At 37.0% G+C, this 6212-nt stretch carries 3 protein-coding genes; 2 read left to right on the forward strand and 1 reads right to left on the reverse strand.

Annotated features, from left to right (window positions below; all coding sequences use genetic code 11):
- Positions 1-5: 5 nt before the first annotated feature.
- Both V7147_RS21615 and pyc read left to right on the forward strand, forming a co-directional pair.
- Positions 6-1223, forward strand: coding sequence for an FtsW/RodA/SpoVE family cell cycle protein (locus tag V7147_RS21615; RefSeq protein WP_335369878.1), 1218 nt, complete (start codon positions 6-8; stop codon positions 1221-1223).
- Between the two features lie 68 nt (positions 1224-1291).
- Positions 1292-4732, forward strand: a complete 3441-nt coding sequence (gene pyc / locus V7147_RS21620; RefSeq protein ID WP_335369872.1) for a pyruvate carboxylase — start codon at positions 1292-1294, stop codon at positions 4730-4732.
- Positions 4733-4814: 82 nt separating this feature from the next.
- On the opposite strand, the gene V7147_RS21625 is transcribed toward pyc, so the two are convergent.
- Positions 4815-5792, reverse strand: a complete 978-nt coding sequence (locus tag V7147_RS21625) for a COX15/CtaA family protein (protein WP_335369873.1) — start codon at positions 5790-5792, stop codon at positions 4815-4817.
- Positions 5793-6212 lie beyond the last annotated feature (420 nt).

The following is a 6212-nucleotide window of genomic DNA, read 5'->3' on the forward strand; positions in this document are numbered from 1 at the left end:
TGCCAATGCTTAAGAAAATTTTAAAATCATATGATTATACCCTGGTTGTTGCTGTATTTCTTTTATGTTCTTTTGGACTAGTCATGGTCTATAGTGCAAGCATGGTCATTGCCTCAGCCCCAAAGTTTGGAGAAAATCCATCCTTCTTTTTTGATAGACAAAAATTAGCCTTACTCGCTGGTACAACTGCACTTTTGATTACCATGATCATACCGTATAAAATATATGCAGCAAAACGACTTCTCCTTTTCATTGTTCTAGGTTCTGTAGGAATGCTATTAATGGTATTTGCCATAGGTCATACTGCTAATAATGCACAAAGCTGGATTATGGTAGGAGCAAGGGGAATACAACCGGCGGAATTTACCAAATTGAGTGTTATTATCTATCTAGCCGCTGTTTATTCTAAAAAACAGGCATATATCAACCAATTTGGGATTGCAGTCATGCCTCCAATTGTTTTTATCCTCTTCATTTGTATGACAGTAGCAATTCAGCCCGATTACGGGACAGCCTTTATCATCGGTTTAATTGCTGTATCAATCATTGTGTGTTCAGGTTTGGGAATGAAAAGCTTAGGTAAACTTATCTTGCTTGGCCTTATTACGGCAGTCCTGTTATCTCCGTTTTTATATTTTTTATCGGATGGAGGCATATTATCTGAAGGAAGAATGGGACGCTTTTTAGGTTTTATGAATCCGTTTGAAGATGAAAAGAATGGCTATCAATTGGTGAACTCTTACATAGCCTTAGGTGCTGGTGGATGGAAAGGCCTTGGGTTAGGACAAAGTATTCAAAAGTTTAATTACCTACCAGAAGCCCATACAGATTTCATAATGGCAATAATTGCTGAAGAATTAGGTTTATTTGGAGTCTTATTTGTATTATTATTGTTAGCATATATTGTTTTTCGAGGATTCCAAATTGCAAGAAAATGTACAGACCCATTTGGAAGTTTACTTGCTATTGGTATTTCCTCCATGATTGCAATTCAAACCTTTATAAATCTAGGAGGTTTAACAGGGTTGATTCCAATCACTGGGGTTACATTGCCATTTATTAGTTATGGAGGTTCATCACTTTTGTTATTAATGGCCTCTATGGGAATTCTAATTAACGTTTCCATGTTTACAAACTATCAATCTATGTATCGCGGAAAAGAAAAACAACCGCAAGATCAACCAGCTCGAACATTCCAAAAAAACTATGTCTCTTATAGATAAAAAATCTATATGTTGATGATAAATTATTTTATTTTTTTAAAATGTGTAAATAAAGAAGGAGGATTTATATGGAAAAGCGCATCAAGAAGGTTTTAGTTGCCAATCGAGGAGAAATTGCAATACGTGTTTTTAGGGCATGTACAGAGTTAAATATACGTACAGTTGCTATCTATTCAAAGGAAGATGCAGGCTCTTATCACCGCTATAAAGCGGATGAGGCTTATTTAGTTGGTGAAGGAAAGAAACCAATTGATGCATATTTGGATATTGAAGGAATTATTAATATTGCAAAAGAAAATAATGTCGATGCAATCCACCCAGGTTATGGATTTTTATCTGAGAATATTGACTTTGCAAGAAGATGTGAGGAAGAGAATCTTATTTTCATCGGCCCTAACACTTCACATTTAGATATGTTTGGTGACAAGGTAAAGGCAAGACACCAAGCAGAAAAAGCTGAAATCCCAGTAATTCCAGGTAGTGATGGACCATTAAAAAACTTAGAAGATGCAGTAAAGTTTGGAGAAGAGTACGGTTATCCTGTAATCATCAAGGCATCACTTGGTGGAGGCGGACGCGGAATGCGTATTGTCCGTAATAAAGCTGGAATTAAAGAATCGTATGAACGTGCTAAATCAGAAGCTAAGGCAGCATTTGGCAATGATGAAGTCTATATTGAAAAGCTAATTGAAAACCCGAAACATATTGAAGTTCAAATTATTGGTGACAGTCATGGGAATATTGTTCACCTCTATGAGCGCGATTGCTCGGTTCAAAGACGTCACCAAAAAGTGGTTGAGGTAGCACCAAGTGTTTCATTATCTCAAGAATTACGCATAGACATTTGTGATGCTGCGGTTAAATTAATGAAAAATGTTCAGTACGTGAATGCTGGAACTGTTGAATTCCTTGTAGCGAACGATGAGTTCTACTTTATCGAAGTAAACCCACGTGTACAGGTTGAACATACCATTACGGAAATGATTACTGGTATTGATATTGTTCAAACTCAAATCCAAGTTGCTGAAGGTCATTCCTTGCATAGTAATGACATTGGCATTCCAGCACAGGAAGATATAAACACTCATGGGTATGCGATCCAATCCCGTGTAACAACAGAAGATCCGTTAAATAACTTTATGCCTGATACAGGTAAAATAAGTGCATATAGAAGTGGTGGCGGATTTGGTGTTCGTCTTGATGCCGGAAACGGATTCCAAGGTGCGGTTATTACACCATATTATGATTCATTATTAGTTAAACTATCTACACAAGCTTTAACCTTTGAGCATGCTGCATCCAAAATGGTCAGAAACTTGAAGGAATTCAGAATCCGTGGAATTAAAACAAATATTCCTTTCTTAGAAAATGTTGTAAGGCATGAAAAATTCTTATCAGGTGAATATGATACTTCTTTTATCGATTCATCACCTGAATTGTTTATTTTCCCTAAACCAAAGGACCGCGGTACGAAGATGCTTTCCTATATCGGAAATGTAACAGTCAATGGATTCCCAGGGGTTGAAAAGAAAAGAAAGCCAGTGTTTGATAAGCCGTTTTTACCTAAAGTAAGACATGAGAGCTGCGTACCCGCAGGAACAAAGCAAATTCTTGATCAACATGGTCCAGAAGGAGTTGTGAATTGGGTAAAGGATCAAAAACAGGTTCTTTTTACGGATACAACATTCCGTGATGCTCATCAATCATTACTTGCAACAAGATTTAGAACGAATGATATCACTCATATCGCAGATCCAACTGCTAGATTATTGCCAGAGTTATTTTCGCTTGAGATGTGGGGTGGAGCAACATTTGATGTCGCATACCGCTTCTTAAATGAAGATCCGTGGGAGCGTCTTGCAACATTGCGTAAACAAGCTCCAAATATTTTATTCCAAATGCTGCTTCGTGCTTCAAATGCGGTCGGATATAAAAACTATCCAGATAATCTAATCCGTGAATTTGTTAAGGAGTCAGCTGAATCTGGAATCGATGTATTCCGTATCTTTGACAGCTTAAACTGGGTGAAGGGTATGACATTAGCGATTGATTCTGTTCGCGACAATGGAAAAATAGCAGAAGCTGCAATTTGTTACACTGGTGACATTAGTGATCCAACACGTACAAAATATGATTTACAATATTACAAAGACCTTGCAAAAGAACTCGAGCAATCAGGTGCACATATACTTGGAATCAAGGATATGGCAGGCTTGCTTAAGCCTCAAGCGGCTTATGCGTTAATTTCCGAATTGAAGGAGACAGTATCGATTCCAATTCACTTACACACACATGATACAAGTGGAAATGGATTATTCACTTATGCAAAAGCAATTGAAGCAGGTGTAGATATTGTTGACGTTGCGGTAAGCTCTATGGCGGGTCTAACATCTCAACCAAGCGCAAATTCATTATTATATGCGTTAGAGGGAACAGAAAGAAAGCCCGATCTTGCAGTAACAGCATATGAAGAGATTGCACGTTACTGGGAAGGTGTTCGCAAGTATTATCAAGATTTCGAGAGTGGTATGAATGCTCCGCATACTGAAATCTATGAGCATGAAATGCCTGGTGGACAATATAGTAACCTCCAACAACAAGCAAAGGGAGTTGGTCTCGGCTCAAGATGGGAAGAGGTTAAAGGAATGTATCGTCGTGTGAATGATATGTTTGGCGATATTGTTAAGGTAACACCTTCTTCTAAAGTAGTTGGAGATATGGCACTCTACATGGTTCAAAACAATCTTACCGAAGATGATATTTATGAAAGAGGAGAAACATTAGATTTCCCTGATTCAGTTGTTGAACTATTTGAAGGATATTTAGGTCAACCACATGGTGGATTCCCTAGAGAACTTCAACGAATTATTTTAAAGGGACGCGAGCCTATTGCTGTTCGTCCTGGAGAATTATTGGAGCCTGTTGATTTTAGTGATGTAAAAGATACCTTAACACACAGCCTAAGTCGCGATGTGACGAATAAAGATTTGATTTCATATGCGTTATATCCTAAGGTATTCATGGACTACCAGAAAACATTTGAGCAATTTGGCAATATTTCGGTTCTAGATACACCAACTTTCCTTTACGGAATGAGGCTTGGTGAGGAAATTGAAGTAGAGATTGAACAAGGGAAGACATTAATTGTTAAACTGGTTTCAATTGGTCAAGCCCAGCCAGATGGCACAAGGGTTGTCTATTTTGAATTAAATGGTCAGCCACGTGAAGTTATCATTAAGGATGTTAATATCAAATCAACGGTTGTTGCCAAACTAAAGGCAGATCGTGATAACGAAACACATATTGGCGCTACAATGCCAGGTACAGTGATTAAAGTACTAGTAGAAAAAGGCGATAAAGTTAATAAAGGTGACCACCTGATGATAACCGAAGCAATGAAGATGGAAACGACAGTTCAAGCTCCATTCGCAGGTGTAGTAAAAGATATTCACGTTGCAAACGGTGAAGCTATCCAAACAGGTGACCTTTTACTAGAACTTACAAAATAATCACCAAGAGCCCCAAAGACGAAAGCTTTGGGGCTTCTTTTATGCAAAAATAACCCGAGGGAGTTACCCTCGGGTTATTGTCTTACTGAACTGTTATGCTTCTATTCGAACTAATTGGTTCCTCATTTGCCTTTTGCGCTTCTGCTATTAATGCTATTTCATTTTTCTTACTTCTTGAAGTTAATAAAATGAAGTAACTAAAAACACCAAATAAACAAGAAATAAATAAAGCATGTACAAGTGAGATAAAAAGATTTAATTCAGAAAATACAATAACAGCACCTGAGACGACTTGTAAGGAAATTAAAACGAGAGCTATCATCCAGCCGTGATAAAGAACTTTTTCATGCTTATAATGCTTAACAATACGAATAGCAAGTATCAATACCCAAATAAACAAAATACCAGCTAGCAATCTGTGTCCCATCTGAACCCATTCATGCATTTGGGTAGGGAGACCAATATTGTTGTATGTACAAACTGGCCAATCAGGACAAGCAAGTGAAGCACCAACATGTCGTACCAATGCACCTGTATAAACGACAACTAAACTGTAAAGCGTTATTGCGTAAAACTGTTTTCTTAGATGTTTGTCAATCACTAGTGATTCGGCATCAAACTTTTTGTCGACTTCAAATATAAGCAATGTTAACAGCAGCACAGATGCAAAGGAAATGAGCGAAATTCCAAAATGGAGAGCTAGAACGATATCAGATTGTCCCCACATAACAGCTGCCGCACCAATCAATCCTTGTAATACTAAGAAAAAGAATGATATAAATGCTAAAAATTTTGTTTCTCTAATATGACCGATTGCTTTCCAAGCCCAGATTGATAGAGCAAGAACTAAGATCCCGACAACGCCAGAAACGACCCTATGACTTAGTTCAATCACTAGTTCAAACGTTATTTCATCTGGAATCAGCTGCCCATGACAAAGCGGCCACGAATCTCCACATCCAGCACCTGAGTCAGTTTTTGTTACAAGCGCACCACCGATTAACACAAACAACATGCCGATCGTTGTTAGAACGGATAACCATTTTAATGAACGGCCCAAAAAATCACCTTCTTACCTTAATAAAACATTTATGTTCTAGTATTCAAATTAATTTAAACCGATATTCATCTTATCTAATTGATAGATAAAATTCAAAGAAACGCCCTTTCTCGATATTACACAATTTACGAATTCTTTACAACCCACCTAAATTTGAAAAAAAATTATTATTGTAGTAAAAAAGGTTGAATATTTTGAAGGAGTTTGCTAGAAATAGATAGGGAGGAATTATTAATATTCGACAAGTTCCCAAAAACTTAGGTTTTACACTATTAGTATAGTGCAAATAGTATTTATATCGCGGTTTTGAAGTCACTCAAAGGTCACAAAAAAGTCATAAATTCTTAACGAAATGTTCACAAAAAACATTAGAAATGTGATTTAATATACAGAAAGGGTAGTTTTTAATATAATTTATAA

Source organism: Bacillus sp. JJ1521, from assembly GCF_036965165.1.
Taxonomy (GTDB): Bacteria; Bacillota; Bacilli; order Bacillales; family Bacillaceae_L; genus Ferdinandcohnia.